Origin of the sequence: Microbispora sp. H10670, assembly GCF_014161385.1 — a bacterium.
Taxonomy (GTDB): domain Bacteria; phylum Actinomycetota; class Actinomycetes; order Streptosporangiales; family Streptosporangiaceae; genus Microbispora; species Microbispora triticiradicis.
The window spans coordinates 155,191-175,092 of the sequence record NZ_JABBWW010000009.1 but is presented as its reverse complement, the minus strand read 5'-3'; the positions used below and the strand labels follow the sequence as shown (position 1 = coordinate 175,092).

The 19,902-nt window shown below is 70.5% G+C and carries 15 protein-coding genes; 11 read left to right on the top strand and 4 right to left on the bottom strand.

Annotated elements, in window-relative coordinates:
* The first annotated feature begins 74 nt into the window (after positions 1 to 74).
* The 3 genes from HHX33_RS35005 to HHX33_RS15780 all read left to right on the top strand — a co-directional run bounded on the left by HHX33_RS35005 (position 75) and on the right by HHX33_RS15780 (position 3,954).
* On the top strand, positions 75 to 197 hold the full coding sequence (locus HHX33_RS35005; RefSeq protein ID WP_208759005.1) for an ALQxL family class IV lanthipeptide: 123 nt from the start codon (positions 75 to 77) through the stop codon (positions 195 to 197).
* Between the two features lie 110 nt (positions 198 to 307).
* Complete coding sequence (locus HHX33_RS15785; protein ID WP_182875262.1) at positions 308 to 2,122, top strand: ABC transporter ATP-binding protein; 1,815 nt, start codon at positions 308 to 310, stop codon at positions 2,120 to 2,122.
* Positions 2,104 to 3,954, top strand: coding sequence for an ABC transporter ATP-binding protein (locus HHX33_RS15780; protein ID WP_182875261.1), 1,851 nt, complete (start codon positions 2,104 to 2,106; stop codon positions 3,952 to 3,954). Before HHX33_RS15785 ends, HHX33_RS15780 begins: the two co-directional genes overlap by 19 nt.
* A gap of 26 nt (positions 3,955 to 3,980) precedes the next feature.
* Here HHX33_RS15780 and HHX33_RS15775 read toward each other — a convergent pair whose 3' ends face one another.
* Positions 3,981 to 7,349 (bottom strand): AfsR/SARP family transcriptional regulator, encoded by a 3,369-nt coding sequence (locus tag HHX33_RS15775; RefSeq protein WP_182875260.1) that lies wholly within the window; start codon positions 7,347 to 7,349, stop codon positions 3,981 to 3,983.
* 540 nt (positions 7,350 to 7,889) lie between these two features.
* On the opposite strand from HHX33_RS15775, the gene HHX33_RS15770 reads away from it, so the two are divergent.
* From HHX33_RS15770 to HHX33_RS15745, 6 genes are all read left to right on the top strand, one after another.
* On the top strand, positions 7,890 to 8,678 hold the full coding sequence (locus HHX33_RS15770) for an iron-containing redox enzyme family protein (protein ID WP_182875259.1): 789 nt from the start codon (positions 7,890 to 7,892) through the stop codon (positions 8,676 to 8,678).
* Entirely contained in the window at positions 8,675 to 9,430 is a 756-nt protein-coding gene (locus HHX33_RS15765) for a GNAT family N-acetyltransferase (RefSeq protein ID WP_182875258.1), read from the top strand. The genes HHX33_RS15770 and HHX33_RS15765 overlap by 4 nt, the downstream gene beginning before the upstream one ends.
* Before the next feature lie 44 nt (positions 9,431 to 9,474).
* Entirely contained in the window at positions 9,475 to 10,677 is a 1,203-nt protein-coding gene (locus tag HHX33_RS15760) for a cytochrome P450 family protein (protein WP_182875257.1), read from the top strand.
* Between the two features lie 88 nt (positions 10,678 to 10,765).
* A complete protein-coding gene (locus tag HHX33_RS15755; RefSeq protein ID WP_182875256.1) occupies positions 10,766 to 11,776 on the top strand; it encodes a phenylacetaldoxime dehydratase family protein in 1,011 nt (336 codons plus the stop codon).
* 130 nt (positions 11,777 to 11,906) lie between these two features.
* Entirely contained in the window at positions 11,907 to 13,277 is a 1,371-nt protein-coding gene (locus HHX33_RS15750; RefSeq protein ID WP_182875255.1) for an FG-GAP and VCBS repeat-containing protein, read from the top strand.
* A 76-nt stretch (positions 13,278 to 13,353) separates the two neighbouring features.
* Entirely contained in the window at positions 13,354 to 15,090 is a 1,737-nt protein-coding gene (locus HHX33_RS15745) for a S8 family serine peptidase (RefSeq protein WP_182875254.1), read from the top strand.
* Positions 15,091 to 15,137: 47 nt separating this feature from the next.
* Here HHX33_RS15745 and HHX33_RS15740 read toward each other — a convergent pair whose 3' ends face one another.
* Positions 15,138 to 15,674, bottom strand: a complete 537-nt coding sequence (locus HHX33_RS15740) for a helix-turn-helix domain-containing protein (RefSeq protein WP_310740412.1) — start codon at positions 15,672 to 15,674, stop codon at positions 15,138 to 15,140.
* Between the two features lie 52 nt (positions 15,675 to 15,726).
* On the opposite strand from HHX33_RS15740, the gene HHX33_RS36080 reads away from it, so the two are divergent.
* A complete protein-coding gene (locus tag HHX33_RS36080) occupies positions 15,727 to 15,855 on the top strand; it encodes a hypothetical protein (protein ID WP_259402509.1) in 129 nt (42 codons plus the stop codon).
* A gap of 119 nt (positions 15,856 to 15,974) precedes the next feature.
* Complete coding sequence (locus HHX33_RS15735) at positions 15,975 to 17,018, top strand: DUF6745 domain-containing protein (RefSeq protein ID WP_182875253.1); 1,044 nt, start codon at positions 15,975 to 15,977, stop codon at positions 17,016 to 17,018.
* 97 nt (positions 17,019 to 17,115) lie between these two features.
* On the opposite strand, the gene HHX33_RS15730 is transcribed toward HHX33_RS15735, so the two are convergent.
* Together HHX33_RS15730 and HHX33_RS15725 are read right to left on the bottom strand one after the other, a co-directional pair.
* Entirely contained in the window at positions 17,116 to 17,517 is a 402-nt protein-coding gene (locus HHX33_RS15730; protein ID WP_182875252.1) for a hypothetical protein, read from the bottom strand.
* A 36-nt stretch (positions 17,518 to 17,553) separates the two neighbouring features.
* On the bottom strand, positions 17,554 to 19,728 hold the full coding sequence (locus tag HHX33_RS15725) for an MFS transporter (RefSeq protein WP_182875251.1): 2,175 nt from the start codon (positions 19,726 to 19,728) through the stop codon (positions 17,554 to 17,556).
* Positions 19,729 to 19,902 lie beyond the last annotated feature (174 nt).

Sequence of the window (19,902 nt, the reverse complement as noted above, 5' to 3'; positions counted from 1 at the left end):
GCCAACCCGGTGCCGCCGGTGGAACCAGAAAGAGCCCACATCGAAGTGGGCTGCCCGAGAAAAGGAGAACACCGATGGAACTCGACATCACCGCGCTGGACATGCTGCCCGCTCCCCAGGAGTCCGCGCTCCAGCGGTGCAACGTCACCTTCAGCACCTGCAACGACGAGTACGGCACCTGCGGCACCACCCTCTGACCCCGGCTCCTGGCCTTCGGTCAGGGCCCTTACCCGGCGATGCCGGCCCTCTCGGGCCGGCATCGCCCCCGCCTGGCCAGTACCGGACAGAAGGAGGATGTCAGATTTCCGTGCCGGAACAAGCCGAAGAGCAGGTGAAGCAGAAACACGGCGACCGCCTCATCGCCTCGCTGGTCCGCGGGACGTGGGCGCCGCTGGCGGTGGCCGGGGTGTCCGCGGCGGCGTCGATCGGCATCTCTCTCGCTCTGCCCGCGGCGCTGGCCGCAGCCGTGAACTCTGTCCTCGCCGGCCAGGCCTCGCCGATCGCGTGCGCCTCCCTCGCAGTCCTCCTCGTGGCCGACGCGTTCGTCGAGATCACCACGCACATCGCCGGCATCACCTCCGTCACGTCCGCGACCAGCCTCCTTCGCCTGCGCGTGATCGACCGCCTTCTCCTGTCGGACGTGGGCGGCGCGGCGGCACTTCCGGCCGGAGAGCTCACCAATCGCCTCGTGAGCAATACGTCGACCGTCGGCTACGTCCCCGTGACGGTGGTGGGCGCCGCCGCGGGAGCCGTCACCTCTCTCGGCGGGGCCGTCGCGCTCTTCGCCATCGACTGGCGGGTGGGGCTCGCCTTCCTGGCCGGCGTTCCCGTCGCGGTCGTGGTGACGCGCGTGCTCGTCGCCCGGATCTCGAGCCTGTACGGCGCCTATCAGAGAGCCCAGGGCCGGCTGGCCGCACGCCTCACCGAGACCCTGGCCGGAATCCGCACGGTACGGGCCGCGGGCACCGCCTCCCGTGAGATCACCCGCGTGCTCGAACCGCTGCCCGAACTCAGCGCCGCCGGGCGCGCCCTCTGGAAGGCGCAGGCGCACAGCGTGTGGCACCTCACGCTGCTACTGCCGCTCATGGAACTCCTCGTGCTGGCCGTGGCGGGTCTCGGCATCGCGCAGGGCCGGCTGCAACCGGGCGTGCTCCTGGAGACAGCCGGCTACACCGCACTGGCCCTGGCTTTCGTCAAGCAGATCGATCCGCTGCTGAGCCTGGCCTACGGCCGCTCCGCGGCGGTTCGCGTGCACGACGTGCTCGCCCTTCCCGCCCTGGCCTCCGGTGGCGCGCCCCTGGCCGAAGGCCCCGGAGCGCTCTCGTTCCGCGGCGTGACCGTGATGCGTGGGCAGACTCCCGTCCTCGACGACATCGACCTGGAGATTCCCGCAGGGGCGCTGACCGCCGTCGTCGGCCACTCGGGCGCGGGCAAGACCACCCTCGCTTCGCTGGCCGGACGGTTGACGGACCCCGATCACGGACAGGTGCTCCTCGACGGCACACCCCTCGGCGACGTCGATCCCGGCCTGCTGAGGAGCGCGGTCGCCTACGCGTTCGAACGCCCGGTGCTCCTCGGCGGCGACATCGCCTCGGCCATCGCCTACGGCGCTTCCGTCAGCACCCCCGAGGCTGTCAGCGCGGCCGCGAGGGCGGCGGGCGTGGACGATGTCGTCCGTCGACTTCCCCTGGGGTACGCCACCCCGGCGGCGGACGCACCGCTGTCCGGTGGTGAGGTGCAGCGGCTGGGACTGGCCCGCGCCTTCTTAAGGCGGGGCCGTCTGACCATCCTGGACGACGCGACCTCCAGCCTGGACACGGCGACCGAGGCTCAGGTGACCAACGCGCTGGTCGACGCCATGCGAGGGCGGACCCGTCTCGTCATCGCCCATCGCCCGGCCACGGCCGCCCGGGCCGACCTGGTCATATGGCTCGACGGCGGCCGGGTGCGGGGCCGCGGCGCCCATCGGGAGCTGTGGCGCGACCCGGCGTACCGCGCCCTCTTCGCCTCCGGCGACGATCCGGGCGCCGTCGATCCAGGCGACGACACGGCCGCGGCCGCTGCGGAGGGAACCGGCCACGCGGTGGCGGACGAGGAGGAAGCATGCACGTCCGTGCAGTGACCGAGGCCGGACAGGGATCCGGCACCACACCGTCTCCGCCGATCCCGGACCACGGGCACGCCCCCGGCCCCTGGCGCCTCCTGGCGGATCTGCTGCGTCCCCGGCGGCGTCCGCTCGCGCTGGCCATGACGTGGTCCCTCGTCGAGGCGGCGCCGGCACTGCTGTCGGGCCTGCTCGTCGCCGCGGCGGTCGATCAGGGTTTCCTGGCCGGCCGGCCGGGCGCCGGGATGGCCTGGCTGGGCCTCATGGGCGCCACGATGTTCGTCAAAGCCGTCGCGACCCGGCTGATGTTCCCCCATCTCGCCGCGGTGGTCGAGCCCGTGCGCGACGACCTGGTCCGCGCCGTGGTGAAGGCGACCGTGGTCCGCGCCGCCGACGGCGGCGAGACACCGGACGCCGCCGCGGTCAACCGGCTCACCAGGCAGATCGAGACGCTCCGCAGTCTGCTGTCCGCGATGCTGCGCAACAGCCGTGAACTCGGGATCTCGGTGATCGCCGCGCTGGTGGGACTCCTGGTTCTGTCGCCGGTGGCCGCCGCCCTCGTCGCGGGGCCTCTCGTCGCGGCGCTGGCCGTCTTCGCCAGGCTGCTGCGGGTGCTCGTAGCCCGCCAGCGTGAGCTCGTCCTCTCGGAGGAGACGCTGACGGCGCAGACCGCGCACATCGTGGCGGGACTACGTGACATCGCCGCCTGCGGGGCACAGGGCCCGGCGAAAGCCGCACTGCGGACCCTCGTCGACGCCCAGGCGAGAGCGAGCCGCGCGCTCGCGTGGGCGGGCACGAGCAGGCGGCTGGTCGTCATGCTCGGGGCCCACGTCCCGCTGATCGGTCTGCTCCTCGCCGCCCCGCTCCTCATCCGGCACGGTCACCTGACCGCCGGCGAGGTGGTGGGAGCGGCGACGTACCTGTTCACCGGCCTCGAACCGGCCCTGCGCGCGATTCTCGACAGCGTCGGATCCTGGGGAGTCACCCTCACGGTCACCGCGCGGAGGATCGCCGGGACCATCACACTCCCCGCCCTGCCCGCTCCATCGCAGGACTCGGCGCGCGACGGCGTTCCTACCAGCCACGAACTGCGGGCGGAGCACCTGACCTTTTCCTACTCGCCGCAGGCGACCCCCGTCGTACGGGATCTGGACCTGACGATCGGCGAAGGTGAGCATCTCGCGGTGGTCGGTCCCAGCGGCGTCGGCAAGTCCACGCTGGCCATGCTGATGACCGGGTTGCGGCGGCCCACCGGCGGCCGGATGCGGCTCGGCGGAGCGCCGCTCGTCTCGGTCCCGGAAGCGCGGCTGCGGAGCTCTGTCGCGCTGGTGCCGCAGGAGGCGTACGTCTTCGCCGGGACGGTGCGCGAGAACCTGGCGTACCTGTGCCCGGAGCCGACCGGCGACGAGTGGTTGCGCACGGCCGTGGATGCCGTCGGCGCCGGAGCGCTCGTCGAACGGCTGGGCGGGATCGACGGGACGATCGAGGAGCCGTCGGCGCTCTCCGCGGGAGAGCGGCAGCTCATCGCCCTGGCCCGCGTCCACGCCTCCCCCGCCGGCGTCGTGATCCTGGACGAGGCCACGTGCCACCTCGATCCCGCCGCCGAACTGCGTGCGGAGACGGCCCTGGCGGCCCGGCCGGGCACCCTGATCGTGATCGCCCACCGCATCAGCTCGGCCATCAGAGCCCGCCGGGTCCTCCTGATGGACGGAACCGCGGCGCTGACCGGTACCCATGTGGAGCTGATCGACCGGTCGCCCCTGTACGCCGACCTGGTCGGCCACTGGCACAACGACGGGATTCGCGACGGCGAGGCCGCCGGCCGGGGGCTTCCGGCTCGGGAACGGTGAGTCCGGTCTCCGGATCGGCGGCGATGTCAGCGCCGTTTCGAGCCGAGATCGTCGGGAGTGGAGGCGAGCAGGGACAGGAAGTGGTCGACAGGTCCCATGAGGGAGATCCGCCCGGCGTAGGGCAACAGCCTCTCGTGGGTCGCCCGGCAGGCGGGCAGGTCGCCGACGGCTGCCTGGGCCGCGCCCTGCAGACACGTGGTGGTCAGCCACGCCCAGTCCAGCGGCGGGGCCGGCCACCCTTCCGCGGCGAGCCGCAGAGCCTCGTCCAGGCGGCCCTGAGCGCACCGTTCCAGCACCCGGGCGTCGTGGTCCGCGCTGGGGTGGATGCCGCCGACCAGATCGATCAGCGGTCCGGCGTCGGCCATCGTGCCGCGTTGATAACACAGCATGAGACGACCGCTGTTCACGACCGCGCTCACATACCACATGCCGATTCGCTGGGCCTGTCGTTCGGCGTCGTCGTAGAGGGCGTCGGCGTCGTCGAACCGGCCGTCGAGGGCGAGCCGGGCAGCCCGCCACAGGGTGTGCTGGAAACGCGGCCACGGTAACTGCAGATGGTCGAGCAGGACGTCGCAGCGGGCGGCGGCCCGGTCCGCGCCGGCCAGGTCGGCCGTTTCCAGCTTGTAGTGGGTGTCCATCATGTGGGCCAGCAACTCGAACTCCGGAGTCCCGGCTCGCGCCGCGAGGACGTGCATCTCCTCGGCGATCTCACCCACCTCGGACAGGTGCGTCACCTGCGGCAGGGACAGCCAGCGCGCGTTGAGCGCCCGCATGAGCAGGTGCGGATCGCCGATCCGGCGCGCCATGGCGACGGCTTCGGCGGACAGGGACGGGCAGCGGGGGTCGCCGGTCCCGTCGTGCAGTTCCTGGGCCAGGCCGCCCAGCAGCAGCGCCCGCTCCGGCGTGTCGTCTTCGGGCAGCGCGCGCAGCGTGGCTTCGAACTGCTCCACCAGGCGGACCTCCACCGGCTCGTACGGGTTGCGCAGCATCCACACGGCCGGGGCGTCCAGCGCGGTGAGGGCTCGGGCGGCCAGCCCGGGGCCCGCTCCGGCGCGGTCGGCGACGCGTACGGCCTGCACGCGGACCTGACGCGCGCCTATGGCGTCTCCGGCGTCCAGCAGGGCGCGTACCTGGTGCAGCAGGAGCTTCACATGCTCGGCGGGGTCGCCGTCGCAGGCGCCGTGAGCGGTGACGGCCCGGCCCCACCAGGCGGCGGCCTCCTCATAGGCGCGGTACAGACTCGCCTGCTCGGCCGCCGCGCGGGCCCAGCGCACCGTCTCCCGGTGCGCCACCGGACCGGCCTCGACCGCGTGGTGGGCGATGACCGCCACGTCGGTGCCCGGCTTGGTGGACAGGACGGTCATCACCTCCCGGTGGATTAGCGCCTTGCGGAGGGGAGGGGTGTCACTGATCAAGGTCTCCCGGACCAGATCGTGCATGAATGTCATGAACCCGTCGCCACTGACGACAAGCTCGGCCTGGGCGGCCCGGTCCAGCAGGGCATAGGTCTGCGCCTGGCCCAGATCCACCGCCCGGCATACCTGCGTGACCAGACCCGGATCGAAGGTCCTGCCCATGAGCGCGGCTATCTTGAGCACCCTGGTCGCCTCCAGCCCGAGCAGGGCCAGCCGCCGGCGGATCAGGTCCACCACCGCGGAGGGTATGAGATCCAGGCTCTGGCCCTGGGCCAGCAGCCGGGCGTATTCACAGACGAAGAACGGGTTCCCGCCGGTACGTTCGGCCAGCCGCTCGGCCGTGGCATCGTCGACCGTGACGCCCATAGCCGCGACGAGGGCCCTGATCTCTGTGGCGTCGAGGCCGGTCAACCGGACGCGAACCAGATCGTAACGGCCGAGCCGGTGCAACACCTCGCCCAGGCACAGTCTCATGGCGTCGTCCGGGGAGACGGCGCCGACGTGCGCCGAGTCGCGGAACGCGGCGACCAGGATCAGTGAGGAATTCCTCGGCAGGGCCTCCGACAGCACCGCGACATCTCTGAGCAGCTCGAGCGTGGCGGAGTCGGCCCAGTGCAGGTCGTCCAGGACGATCACCAGGGGCCGCAGCCGCGCGGTCTCGACGAGCCAGTGCGCGATGACCTGGTTCCGGCGGCGCAACGCCGGCTCAGGGAGGCCGCTGGGCCACTCGTCGTCCAGCAGCCCGCCCAGCGCCTGGCGCTCCGGTGGTGGCACGGTCTCGGCCAGCGCGCGCAGGACCTGCAGCCACGGCCACAGCGGCGGCACTCCCTCCCCCTCATGGCAGCGGCCCCACAGCACCAGATGGCCGAGATCTTCGCAGCCGTCCCGGAACGCTTGTAACAGCCGGGTCTTGCCGATACCGGGCTCGCCGCTGACCGCGGCGACCACCATGCCGTTCCGGTCCGCCAGGGCGGTGAGCCCCTTCAACTCCGCGAGCTGCTGCTCCCGGCCGATAAGAGGTTCCCGGAACGCGCCCCGGGAAGGGACGGCCTCCGCCTGCCGGGCCTCTCCGCCACGGGCCCCTTCGCGTACGGCATCGGTCGTCGCTCCGCCGCCAGGCGGCGCCGGCGTCTCCCCGTGGCGCCGGTCCCGGCCGTGCACCGGAGGGACCTCGGAGGGGGCGGAGGGCAGAGGACGGTGCAGCACGGAGACGGGCTCGGGCGGTGGCGCGAGCGACTGAGCCTGCTGGAGGATGTCCCTCTCCAGCGCCTGCAGCTCCGGACCGGGATCGAGGCCGAGCTGATCGGCGACGAGCTTCCGCGCCCTGCGCAGCGCGGCCAGCGCGTCGGCCTGCCGCCCGGCCCGGTAGAGAGCCAGGGCCAGGAACCACCACAGGCGCTCTCGCAGGGGGTGTTCCTCTGTCTCGGACTCCAGCTCGTGGATCGCCGCCTGGGGACGGCCGAGATCCAGCAGCGCCTGGGCGCGGCGCTCGATCGCGGTCAGGCGCAGCTCGCGCAGGCGGGTCGACTCGGGGATCGCCCACAGCTCGCCGGCGAACTCCCCGTACGGAGAGCCGCGCCAGAGTCTCAGCGCCTCCTCCAGGCGGGGCAGAGCCTCCGCGGGCGGACGTTGTTCCGTGTCCTTCACCAGATCGCTGAACCGCAGCGCGTCGACGTCCGTCGCGGTGAGCAGGTAGCCGGGCCGCCGTGCGATCAAGAGCTGCGGGGGAGTGCGAGGCGCGCGTTTCGGCTCGATCGCCCGGCGCAGGTTCGACACGTAGACGTGGATCGAGCCCAGCGCGGTCACCGGCGGCCTGCCGTGGTACAGATCCTCGATCAGCGTATCCGTGGACACGACCGTGCCCGCCGCGGCCACCAGCCGGGCGAGCAGAGCCCGCTGCCGCGGACCCCCGATGCCGATGATTCCCTCTGCGCCGTGCACCTCGAACGACCCCAGAACCCGGAATTCGACGTTGCTCACGTGACCGATCGCTCCTTGGGTGCCTCCTCGGCGTTCCTTACCGAGCCTCCTGCACCGCTCCACACCGGCTGCCTCCTCCGAAGAGAGGGTCACGAGATCGCTCCATCTTGACCCGCGCTTCGCGCCGGCTCGTCCCTCGCAAGAGTGATCCCCTATCCGCCGGAAGCGGGACGCCCTGCCGCCGGGCGGGCTCTCTCGTGAGAGAACGCGCACGACGGGGGAGACGGCGGCCTGCCCATTCGCCGGTAATGCCATGCTCCGAACACGCCGCTCTTAAATCTCTCTTGTCCGCCCCTTACGCCCGGTGCCCGGCCGCGGGCGGGGGACATTTAAGCCCGCGATAAGCCGCTGCAGGGATTCTGCTGCCGAATCGCTCGGTTCGTGACGCGAGCAGAACCGTTCGTACGAGGAGATCTCGGGGGGCACGTGAACGAGCGACGGCACTACTCACAGGAATCTCGCGAGCTGTAACGGGATGCCGCCGGGGACGGCCTCTCATGGGGGACGGTTCAGGACCGCGGCGCAGAACACCGGCGAAAGGTGCGCGCAGGAACGAGCGCGCGCACGGCAAACACGAGGAGGCTCTCGTTGAGCGCGAAGATGGACGAGTACGAAGCAGAGCTGAAGGACAGCCGTCAGCGATTCATGGATGATCCGGCCATTTCCCCGCTGTTCTCCCCCGAGTGCGAGGACCGGCTCTTCGCCCGGTGGATGCTGCGGTACAACGCGCACGGCATCCACATGACCCACGACGTCGAACGCTGGATCTCGAGCGCGGGCGAACGGTGTGGCGAGCTGGGGATGGACCAACTCGAAAAGGCCCTCAAGGCGCATTCCCGGGCGGAGGCGGGCCACGACCGGATGATGGTCGACGACACGTACGCCATCGCGAACTGGTGGCTTGAGCGCTACGGAGAGCCTGTCGACGCCGACGGCCTCCTCGCCCGGCCGCCGCTGGCGACCGCCGCCTTCTACGCCAAGTTCCACGAGCAGGTCATCGCCGGTCCCACGCCGTTCGCCCAGCTCGCCATCGAATACGAGATCGAACGACTCTCGGTCACCATCGGCCCCGTCCTGATGGCCACCTGCGAGCGCGTCTTCCACCCGGATGCCTCGTGCTACACCTTCCTGGCGGAACACGTCGAACTCGACGCCGGCCACACCGCCTTCAACCAGCGGCAGCTCGGCGGCGTTCTCGCCGCTTCTCCCGGCGCGCTGAGCACGATGATCGAAACGGGTAAGGCGGCGCTGGCGTCCTACGCCGCTTTCATGGCCGAATGCCTTGACCTGGCCAGGGGTGATCTGGAAAGCGAGCGGGTAAGCCCGTGAACTCGCCTCGGCATCCCGGCACCGAGCTGCGTTATCCGATTCCCAACGATCGCGGTCCCGGGACGGCGGACGAGCAGATCGAGGCTCGCGGCTTCGAGGTGTGGATTCGCAGGCACCCGGCCGGGGGCCGCCCCGCCGAATGGCTCCAGAACATCCGCCGGTTCCGCGCCGAGGTCTTCTACGACCAGGGCCGCCGGCCGGGCTTCCGCGCCGCACAGGGCGAGTACGCGGATCCGCAGGACCTCGACCTGGGCGCCTTCCATCTCACCGCGCATCTGGACACCACTGACGAGATCGTCGCCTGTGTCCGCCTGGCACCACCCGGCCTGGCCGCCGGATTCCAGGCGCGACGCCATCTCGGCGGACAGGCGTACGCGGAGTTGCTCGCCGAGCTGGGCGCCGCGAACGCGCCGGTCTTCGAGGCCGGCCGGCTCGTCGTCGCCTCCGGGATGCAGGGCCGGGGACTGGGGGGACGGATGGTCGCCGCCATGGTGGCCACCGCCCGCGCCCTCGGCGCCTCGCTCGTCGTCTGCACCTCCGGCACCGGTCATCGGCAGGATGTGCTGTTCGGCCGCCTGGGCTTCCACCCCTGCCCGGGCACCGACAGATACTCCACGCATTACCAGGACACCGTGCGTGTGCTCGCGCATCGCGTATCCGAGGGGGCGTACGAATTCGAAGCCGTCACGTCGAAGCTGCGGCGAGGTCTCGACGACCTGCCACGCGCCGAGGTGGCCAGAATTCCGCTGTGAGGTCAGTGGACGCCATAAGTCGCACACGCACGAGAAGTCACAAGATGACCGCGATACCCGTCTTCACTTCCGAATTCTTCCAGGACCCCTATCCGACCTACCGGTTTCTGCGGGAGAACCATCCCGTGTGCCGGACGACCATTCCCTTCACCGACGTCGACGTGTGGCTGGTGAGCCGATACGACGACGTCAAGGAGGGGCTGGCGGACGCGCGGCTCAGCAGTGACTACGCGAACGCGTCGTCTGCTTTCCACGCGGCCTCGCTGGCTTTCGGATCGGGCACGGTCGGCTCACGCACCATGCTCAATCTGGATCCGCCCGACCACACGAGATTACGCAGGCTGGCCGCCTCGACCTTCACCGATCGGCGGATCGCCCAATGGCAGACGGCGATGCGGGCGGCGGCGGAAACCCTCCTCGGCTCCCTGCCCCGGAAGGAGCCGGTGGACGTCTTGGAAAGGATCGCCGCGCCGCTCTCAGTGGAGGTGATCTGCACCGTCCTGGGCGCTCCACCCGGTGACAGCGCGCAGTTACGGGAATGGGGGGACCTGATATTCACCGCCGACCCGAACCTGCGTCACCTGGCGTTCGAAGCGGTGGAGTCGTTGGTCGCGTACACGAGCGATCTCATCGCCGAGAAGAAGAGGCATCTGGGCACGGACCTGATGTCGGACCTGATACGGGCGAGCCGCACTCCCGGCATGCTCAGCGAAGACGAGCTTCTCGCCACGATGGTCGGACTCATCGTGGCGGGGTACGAGTCGACCATCGCTCTGGTCGGAGACCTCTTCCTGGCTCTGCTCGACCACCCGGAACAGCATGCACTGCTTCGCAAGGACATATCGCTCGCCGGCGCGGCGATCGAAGAGGTGCTTCGCTATGACGGCCCTCAGGCGTCGTCCTTCTGGCGCTTCCCCACCGCGGACATGGAGATGGCGGGAGTCCGGATCGCGGCGCACGAGACGGTCCTGCTTCTCGTCGGATCCGCACATCGTGATCCCGCCCGCTATCCCGACCCCGACGACTTCGACATCCTCCGGAAAGACAAGCGCCATCTGGCCTTCGGGCATGGGATCCATCGCTGCCTGGGCGCACAGCTGGCCCGCCGGAACGCCAGGACGCTCCTCACGATGACGCTGGAACGATTCCCTCACATGTCACTGGCCGTACCTCGTGCCGACATCGTGTACAAACCAAACCTGATCGTGCGTGGTCCGGCGTTCCTTCCGCTGACTTTCGATCAGTGACCGGGCCGTACCGCCCGTTCCCCTCCATCCGGGCGGCGGCGGAGACGGCATGCCGAGGGAGAACCGGACCGACACAGGAGAGCGCGTCATGCCGAAACTGCGGCCTGCCGGATTTCGCAACCCCTACCCCGCTTACAGCCTCCATCTGCCCGAGGGGCTTGCCGGCGTCACCATGCGGCAAGTCGCCGTTCAGCATCGCGACGACGACGAGGCGGCCGGCGTGCTGGCGGGCGTCGTCGGAAGTCTTCACGGAGCCCACGCGCCCGTGACGTACGAGCATGCCGCCCACGTCGACCGGCTCGGCTACACCAACGACGTCATCCTGGCGTACTGGCTGGACGGCGATGCCGAGAAGTCCTGGTCCGAAGAGCATCCGCTCGGTTCGTGGGCCGCGCCGGAACTGACCGCGAAGGGTGGGCCGATCGGCCTGTGGACGGAGGTCCTTCGGGCACCTGCCGACCACTTCGAGACGTCGTACTCGTACGATTCCCCGACGTGGGGCCTGGCGTCGCGGTTTCCCACGGTGCTGAACGGATGCCATTCCTACCCGGGCTCCATGCGCGACCGCATCCCGGCCGCCGAAGACGCGGGACTCGCCGGCGAGGTGGACTCCGTCGTGCAGGCGGCGCCCGCGGACTCGGCCGGTCGTCACCTGGTCGTTACCACCCCGGGCAATCTCTGTTTCATCCGGAGTCCGCAGGGCTGGAAACACTGCCCGGACGACGAACGCGCCTGGTTCGAGGAGCGGGTTCTGCCCGTCTACCAGGACGGTGTCGGATATCTGGCCGCCAACCCGCAGGAGACCGGGTGCCTGTCCGCCCGGCTCGCCGACCTGATCGTCTCCAACGACGACCGGGTGCAGACGGCCACGCTCGCATGGTTCCTGAGCCTGTCGCACCTTGAGCGCTGGGCACACAGCCATGCCACGCACCTCGCGATCTTCAAGAGCGCCGGCGAACTGATCGCCCGCTTCGCCCCCGACATCCACGTGACGCTCGGCCACGAGGTCTACGTGGCGCCGGAGGGCGGCCGCATGGAGTACCTCAACTGCCACGATCGGACCGGCTTCCTGCCCTACTTCCCCGCGCAATACCGATAGGCCGCCGCAAGTCCCCGCCAAGGGTTGCGGCAACCGTCACGGCATCACCTTAAGGAGAGGACAGAGGTGAACTATGACGTCTGCATGCGGAAATGAGGTTCCCGTCAAAGGATGGACGCCTCAGAAGATCATGTGCACGGCGGTCTCGCTCGTTCTCGCAGCGGGCCTGGCCGCCACACCCGCCTCCGCCCAGGCGGCCGCGCCGGCCCTGGGAAATTTCGACTTCAACGGTGACGGCTACAGCGACGTCGTCGTCGCCCAACCGGCCAACGGCAGCACCGGGGCGGTGACCGTCCTGTACGGCGGGCCCGGCGGGCTGAAGGGGCAGGTGCTCCTCCGTCCCCCTGGGGACTGCTCGACCTCGGCCTACTCCTGCAACTCGTTCGGTGCCCAGCTGTCGGCCGCCGACGTCGACAACGACGGCAGGACCGACCTCATCGCCGGCGGCCGGTTCTACACGATCGTCAGTTCGTGGACGTCCACGGGGATCGCCCAGAGCAAGCACTATCTCGGTTACACGCCGTACAACGGCTGGGACGCGGTCCAGGTGATGCGGGCCGGGGAGTTCGACGACCGGCCCGGAGCCGACATCGTCAAGCCGATGCGCACGTACTACTTCTCCAGCGACGTGCTGGCCGGGTGGTACAACGGGGCCGATCAGGGCACCTACCAGTATCTTCCTCGCGCCCAGGACGGGACCGCCACGGCTGTCTCCTCGACCGCCTCCGGCGACGTCAACGGCGACGGGAAGACGGAACTGGCGTACGTCAGCAGCGAAAACGTGGTCGAACTGAGCATCATGTACCCCCCTCACACCTCTCCGCCGCAACGCGTCCTCCTGGGCTCGTCGGCGACGTGCGGAGTCGTCTGCCCCAAGTACGACTCCCTGGTCCACATGGGCGACGTCAACGGCGACGGCCACGACGACCTGGTCATGGTCACCGCCAGCCGCAACTCACTGCAGGTCTGGTACGGCTCGTCCTCGGGCCTGTCCGCCACCCCGGGCTTCTCCACCGACCAGCTGACCTGGCTGGCGAACCAGGCGGCGAGCACCAGTCTGGCCGTCGGCGACGTCAACGGCGACGGCTCCGCGGAGATCGCCGTCGGTGCCGCGAACACCACCGTCTCCGGCAAGGCGGGTGCCGGCATGGTGGTGGTGATACCCGGTTCCACCGGCGGCCCCGTACCGGCCCGCGCGCAGTTCGTCACCCAGGACAGCCTCGGCTCCGTCCCGAATCCGGCCTCCCCGGTCACCGATCCGATCAGTGAGCGGTCTCAGCCCAAGGACAACTTCGGCGACGCTGTCTCGATCACGGACGTCACCGGCGACGGCATGGGTGAGGTCGTCGTCGGCGCCCCCGGCAAGAACACCAACACCGGCATGCTGGCCGTCCTGCGCGGCTCGCCTACCGGCATCTCCGCCACCAATGCCCAGGTCGTCCACCCCGGCACGGTCGGCGTCGGCAATCCCTCCTACTTCGGCGCCCTCCTCCTGCACTGACGATCGGCCGAAGCGGGACTTTCTACCTGGAGGTGCCGGCCGAGGTCGGCCGGTTCCTCCTTGAACGGAGGTATATGTGAAGCGCGCTGTCGTCATCGCGTTCACCTTCCTGGTAACGGCGTCGTCGGCGGCCGCCGCGAAGGCCGGGCAGCCGGTCGCGGAAGCCGGCCGGGAAACCGAATACGTGGTCCTCTACAAGGAGGGGGTGAACGCCGCCGACGCCAGGGGTGCCATCCAGGCCGCGGGCGGCAGGATCCTGAAGGAGAACGGCACCGTCGGGCTGGCCACCGTCAGCACGACCGACCCCGGCTTCACGAGCCTGTTGGGGGGCAGTGCCCTGATCGAGGGTGTCGCCCGCAACCGGTCCGTCGGCGGCGTGCCCGAAAACGCGCCCATGAGCGACGCGGCGGTGCCCAAGGCCCTCGGGGCCGAGGCGTTCGAGGGGCCGGGGACGGCGGAGCGCGGCGCGCCCTCCGCCGCCAAGCGGCGCAAGCCGGCTCCTCAAGCCGAGCCGCTGTCGGAACTGCAGTGGGACATGAAGCAGATCGGTGCCACCATCGACGGCTCGTACAAGTACGAGCAGGGAGACCCCGAGGTGCTGGTCGCCATCCTCGACACCGGCGTGGACGGCTCCCATCCCGACATCGCGCCGAACTTCAACCGGGAGCTGAGCCGTAATTTCACCGTGGACATCCCGGTCGACGCCGACGGCGAGGAGGTCGACGGCCCCTGTGAGGAGGAGCCGGACCGTTCGTGCGAGGACCCGGCGGACGTGGACGAGGACGGCCACGGGACGCACGTGGCGTCCGCGCTGGCCGCACCGATCAACGGGCTCGGCATCGCGGGCGTGGCGCCCAAGGTCTCGATCGTGAACCTGAGGGTCGGCTCGGACGCCGGCTACTTCTTCCTCCAGCCGAGCGTCGACGCGCTGACCTATGCGGCTGACATCGGGGTCGATGTCGCCAACATGAGCTTCTACACCGACCCCTGGCTGTCCAACTGCACCGGCAACCCGTCCGACTCCCCGGAGGAGCGTCTGGAGCAGACCACGATCCGCAGTGCCATGCAGCGGGCGCTCGACTACGCCCACGCCAGGGGCGTGACTCTGATCACGGCCATCGGCAACCAGGCCGTCGACCTCACCAAGGACTACGTCGACAGTTCGAGCCCCAACTTCGTCAGAGTGCCGGGCGAGAAGCCTCACTCACGTACGATCACGCCGGACTGCGACATCATGCCGGTCGAGGGCAACCACGTGATCAGGGTGTCCGCGACCGGCGTCAGCGAGCGCAAGTCGTTCGGCTCCAACTACGGCGACGGCTCCACCGACCTGGCCGCCCCCGGCGGGGACACCTACGACACGCCGGACAACACGCGTGACACGACGCGGGCGACGCTGGCGGCCTACCCGAAGGCGCTCGCGGTGGCACGCGGCGAGCTGAACCCGGACGGCACACCCAACGTCGCCCGCGTCGTCCGTGACTGCGACGGCGCCGTCTGCGCCTACTACCAGTACGACCAGGGCACCTCGATGGCGTCGCCGCGCGCGGCCGGCGTGGCGGCGCTGATCGTCAGCGAGTACGGTCACCAGGACCGGAAGCACGGCGGCAAGACGCTCAACCCCGACGTCGTGGAGGCGATGCTGAAGACGACCGCCACCAGGAAGGGCTGCCCCACCCCCGCCGCCTACACCTACACGCGGCACCTGCCCAACGGCACCACCGTCACCGACACACACCTCTGTGAGGGGGGCCGATCCCGCAACGGCTTCTACGGCTACGGCATCGTGAACGCCCTGCGGGCCGTCCGCTGACCCGGCCGGGCGCCTGCCGTTCGCCGGCGTCGCCCGCGAGGCCGGTGTCAGGTGAGATGGTGGAGCAGGGTGCGGGCAAGGGACTCGACGTCGCCCCCCGGGTCCGGGTGCACGTTTCCCTCCAGCAGGAGGTTGGCGAGACCGTGTGCCAGCGCCCAGGCGGCGAGCGCGGCCGTGCGGTCAGCCGGCCGGAGCAGTTGCTCCCCGGCCCGTTCCCGGGCCACGAGGAGCTCGGGGTCCCGATCGATGCACAGTTCGGGCGCCCGCATCACCGCGAAGTGCGCGGGGTGCGTGGTCGCGAACCTCAGGTAGGCGACGGCCCGCTCGGTCAGGTCGTCGCCTCGCACACGCTCAAGCTGGTCGGCCAGCAGGTTGTAGCCCTCGGCGGCGATCGCGGTCAGCAGCCCGGCCCGGCTCCGGAAGTGGTGGGAGGGAGCGGCGTGGGAGACGTTCGCCCGTCGAGCCAGCTCGCGGAGACTGAGCTCGCCCAGCCCGTCCTCGGCGATCGCCTCGAGGGTGACGTCCATCAGCACACGACGCAGGTCGCCGTGATGATATGGCTGCTTGCCGGCCGGGGCACTCACCCCCCATATGCTACGGATATCGTCGCCACCCGATGTCGTCTCCCCGGCCCGCGTGAGCGACAGGCGGCTGGTCCCGGCGTACGCGGGAGAGTTCCCGGACGAGGCCCCGGCCGGGCGGCGCCGGTGCCGTACGCCCGTGCCCGGATCGGGTTTCCTCAAGGGCCGGGGCAGGGGCGGCTGAGCGTCTCACCAGAGTCCCGGGCGACCGTGGGTCCGCGCGTTGGCGGGGTTTCCGCAGCTGCGCGGCACCGACGTGGAGCGCTGGATCCCGCCCTCATTGGAGATCGGATGGATGCTCAGGTGTCACCGTTCACAGGCGTCTTCACCGTGGAACACGAGGCCCTTGTCGCCGAGGTCCGCGACGAGTGGGCGGAAAGCGCCCTTTCCACGCGACCGGCCGACCGGAGCGCGGCGGAGCGGGCCGTGCGGGAGGCGTACACCGCCATGCGGCTGGAGCCGCCGCGCAGCGTCGTGTGGGCCGACTCTCCGGCCGGGTGCCTGCGCGCCTGCGTCGGGGACGGTCCCGACCGGCCGGGGCCGACGGACGCGTTCTCGCCCGAGCTCGCGCTCAGACTCCGCCGTGAACTGCGGCGCCGGTACGAGAGCAACCCGTGGAGAGAGCTGGAGGACCGGCTGGTGAGCCGGCTTCACGACGCGCTCGGACCCGAGCTGTGGGACGAGCTCAGGTCGCAGATCGGCTCCCGGATCAGGGAACGCCTGTGGAACCGGTTCGGGGTGCGGCTGCGCGGTCATGTCCTGAGCCGGCTCAGTGATCAGCTTCCGTCCCTGCTGGGCGGTCATCTGGGCGGGGTGCAGGACGTCTGGCGGGACGCGTACCGGATGGCGCTCTACACCTGTGCCTTCCGGATCGCGCAGGGGCGACCGGACGAAGGCCTCGAGGCGCTCTCCGACGTCACCCGCCGCGTCGGCTGGTGGATCCCGTCGAGGGACGGCGTCATCCTGTCCGACCGGCCCGAGGTCCTTCTCAGGGACGAGCTGGAGCGGCTTCACTCCGCGACCGGTCCCGCCCTGTCCTGGCCGGACGGGTACGCGCTCCACGCGTGGCACGGCACCCCGGTGCCCGAGTGGGTCATCACGGATCCGACGCCGGAGGCGATCAGGGCGGAGGACGACCCGGAGACACGCCGATGCGCGATCGAGTCCTTTGGCTGGGAGCGCTACATCGCGGAGGTGGGGATGCCCCTCGTCGCCGAGATCGAGGACCCGCGCGACCCCGGCTCGAAACTGGCCCTGTACGACCTTCCGGAAGACATCTTCGACGAACCGCTCCGGGTCCTGGTGACCACCGATGCGCAAGCGCGGAGGGTGTATCTGGTGCTGTGAACGGCTCGTGCGTCCGCGTCGCGAAGGCGCGTGTCGAGAAGGCGCGCGGCACCCTGCGAAGGCCGCCCAGATCCGGCGGGTGGTCGATCCCCCCGGCTCAGGCCGGCAGCAGGACGCGAATCGCCACGGCGGCACCGCAGAGGAGGGCGTACAGGCCGATCTCGAGAGTCTCGGTCCAGGGTTGGATCCTGCGCACCGCACCGTCCACATGGATGAGCGTCTGGAGAGCGCAGGCGACCGCGATGAGGTCGAACACGATCAGGTGGTGCTCGGGGTCGGGCGCCGCGGCGAGCGCGACCCACGTGACGGCCACCGCGACGGCTCCCAGACAGCGCCCGAAGTACACGGTGAGGTCCGTGGGGGTCGAGGCGGACTCCCATCGGAACCAGCGCGCCCAGCGCAGCGGGACCAGCAGGAGCGGAAGAGCGTAGACGGCGAGAAAGCCGGTTCCGGCGACGATCAGGAACCAGCTGGCGAGGGGGAACCGCGGATCGATCACAAGAACTCCTAAAGGCGGACGTCGTCGACGCGGCTCTCACATGGAGCTCCGGCACGTCTGGAGATTGCGGAGGCAGGCCAGCCTGACCGGCTGGTCCCGGTCGACCTCGGTGTTCAGCAAGACGATCGCACGCTCGAACACCGGTACGGCGGCCTCTGGCCGACCGCGTTTCCAGAGGGTCATCGCGAGATTGTTGAGCGCGACCGCGAGCTCCGGATGGGCCGGGCCCAGGCACCCTTCCTTGATCGCGAGGACCTTGCGAAAGCCTGCCTCGGCCGCCTCGAACCCGCCTCGCGAATAGTGGATCGAGGCGAGGTTGTTCAGGCAGGAGGCCACTTCGTAGTCGTCCTGGCCCAGCCGCGTCTCGAACACGGCGAGTGCCTCCACCAGCAGGCGCTCGGCCTCGTCGAGGTCGCCGAGCGCGTGGACGATCGCCGCCAGCGCGGCCTTGTCGGCGGCCAGTTCCGGGTCCGCGGGACCGTGGGTGCGCCGCCGGATCTCCACGGAGCGGCGGGCGAACGGCTCCCCCTGAGCGTGGGTCCCGCGGGCATGGTTCAGCCCGCCGAGATTGTGGTAGAGGGTGGCCGTGAACGGGTGCTCATCGCCAAGGTCTGCTTCGAGTATCGCGAGAGCCCGTGAATAGAAGGACTCGGACTCCTCGAACCGTCCCGTGTACTTGTGGAGCACGCCCAGGCTGTTGCAGATCCGCGCGACCGCGAGGGAGCCCGCTCCCGGCGTCTCCTCGGCGAGGCTGAGCGCGCTCCGCAGGATCTCGTCCGATCGCCGGTACCTTCCCCGAAAGCGGAGCAGTTCGGCGAGGGCGTCGAGTGCGCGCAGATGGGCGTCCTGGGACGGTTCGCTGTCTCGGGTGATCTCAACGGCCCGTTCCAGGGCGCGTTCGGCTTCGTCCAGCCGTCCGAGCCGGCGGTACCGCCCGGCCGTCGACAGCAGGGCCTCCGGCGCGGTGTCGCCGCCGGTGTCGTACGGCTCGGCATCCGGGGCGGTGCCGATGACGTTCGCCGCGGGGGCGAGGAGGCGGTCGAGCCTGGTCGCCTGCAGGGCCACGAGGCCGAGCGCCAGGGCCAGGACCAGGAAGAGCAGGGATCCGCGCCCGGAGCCGACCATCCCGCCGGCCACCGCCGGCCCGACGATGTAGCCCAGCGTCTGCGCGAAGCTGTAGGCCCCGTTGTACCTGCCACGGTTGTGGTCGGACGCCAGGTCGTTCACGATCGCAGGGACGCTCGGGGCCATGAGCGTCTCACCGGCGGCGAACAGGACCATCGCGGCCATGAACACCGCGACGGCGGCCGGGCCGCCGCCGAGATGCGCGGCGCCCACCACGGTGAGCCAGGCGAGGGCCATGAGCGCGGCCGACAGGGCGAACGCGCGGGTGCGGCGACGGCCGGTCACGAGGCGCAGGACGAACAGCTGGGTGAGAACGACCGTGCAGGTGTTGGCCAGGAAGGTGAGCTGCAGCGCGGCGGCGTCGAGGCCACCGCTTCGGATCGCGAAGACCGGATAGGCGCTGTAGTACTGGCCGTAGCCGCAGACGAAGACCACGGCGACCAGCACGCAGATCCGCAGCAGCAGCCGGTCGGCGAGTATCGCCCGGTATCCGCCGCCGGCGCCGCCCGTCGGGGAATCGCGCGCGCGGACGCTCCGGTCCTGGCGAGCGCCGGGTCCGGGAGCGGCGCGACCACGGCCCGGTGTTCCGGCGATCAGCACGGCGAACGTGAGGAAGGTGCCCGCGTCGACCACGTATATCGTGACGAAGGTCTGCGCGGAGGAGAGGTCCACCAGGAAGGCGGCGAGCAGGCTGCCGGCGCTGAGCCCGACGTTCAGCAGGGCATGCCGCACCGCGAACACCTGCGAGCGGCGGCCCGGGCGAACCGAGGTGCTCAGCAGCGACTGGAAACACGGCTCGGCCAGCGCGACACCGAACCCGTAGAGCGCGGCCCACAGGGCGCCCTCCCATGCGCTCCGTACGCCGATCATCCCGGCGGTTCCGGCCGCGGCGAGGACGAGGCCCGCCGCGGCGGGCCGCCGCGGACCGAGAAGATCCGCGAGCAGCCCGCCTACAGGGGTTCCGACCAGTCCGGCGATCGCGATCGCCGAGAGGACGAGCCCGGCCGAGCCGAGCTCGATGCCCCGCACGTCATGCAGGTAGACGAGGAGGAAGGGGAGGGTGAGGCCGGCTCCGATCGCGGACACGGCGTCGCCGCAGAGGATGAGCCATACATGACCGGGCAGACGTGGAAGCAATCCCTGGGACGGCGTCCGCTCCACCATTCATCCTTCCGCTGTCACGAGTGCCCTGGCGGAGGCTCGACGGGCAGGCCCGCTCCCGCTCCCGGCTACTCGCCGGAGCCGGTCGGGCGTTGTCAG

What these genes read in the sequence shown, in the direction of transcription:
- HHX33_RS35005 (WP_208759005.1), top strand. Translation starts at nt 75, where the DNA reads ATGGAACTCGACATCACCGCGCTGGACATGCTGCCCGCTCCCCAGGAG.
- HHX33_RS15780 (WP_182875261.1), top strand. Translation starts at nt 2,104, where the DNA reads ATGCACGTCCGTGCAGTGACCGAGGCCGGACAGGGATCCGGCACCACA.
- HHX33_RS15760 (WP_182875257.1), top strand. Translation starts at nt 9,475, where the DNA reads ATGACCGCGATACCCGTCTTCACTTCCGAATTCTTCCAGGACCCCTAT.
- HHX33_RS15750 (WP_182875255.1), top strand. Translation starts at nt 11,907, where the DNA reads ATGTGCACGGCGGTCTCGCTCGTTCTCGCAGCGGGCCTGGCCGCCACA.
- HHX33_RS15755 (WP_182875256.1), top strand. Translation starts at nt 10,766, where the DNA reads ATGCCGAAACTGCGGCCTGCCGGATTTCGCAACCCCTACCCCGCTTAC.